This window comes from Mesorhizobium sp. M8A.F.Ca.ET.207.01.1.1 (assembly GCF_004794715.1).
Classification (GTDB): Bacteria; Pseudomonadota; Alphaproteobacteria; order Rhizobiales; family Rhizobiaceae; genus Mesorhizobium.
In genome coordinates this window covers 1-434 of the sequence record NZ_SRUS01000098.1, presented here as the reverse complement: position 1 = coordinate 434, position 434 = coordinate 1, and the positions used below count along the sequence as shown (strand labels likewise).

The following is a 434-nucleotide window of genomic DNA, read 5'->3' as shown; positions in this document are numbered from 1 at the left end:
TCTGCACTTCTCGCTGGCCGATCGCGGCCAATCCGTTTCCCTGGACCGGTCGATCGACGATGCCGCGCCGACCTGCCTCGGCGTGGCCCGCTTGGGCAGCCTGCAGACCGCCGGTTCGAGCTTCACCGTCTGGATGCAGGTACGTGGCAGTTCCTGGGTCGAGGCCAAGGAAGGGCGCTTCCGCCTGCGCCAGGGCGAGTGGATCGCGTTCGAGAAGGAATCGCGGCCGCTGGTGCAGGCCGGCCGCAACGGGCTGTGCGTCGGCCTGAACCTGAACGTCGAAGCGCTTCGCGTGTTGACCGAAATGGCCGACTGCGGCCTGTATGCCGGGCGCGGCCGCATGAACCGCAGTGATGCCCGCGTCGCGCTGCGCCTGTGGCGCGACGCGCTGGCCAGCGGCCAGCCGGCACAGGCCCTGCGTCCGCTGCTGCTGC

At 70.3% G+C, this 434-nt stretch carries 1 protein-coding gene; it reads left to right on the top strand.

The features are described from left to right. On the top strand, window positions 1-434 hold a 434-nt coding region (locus tag EN850_RS33635), incomplete at both ends, for a hypothetical protein (RefSeq protein ID WP_210238005.1).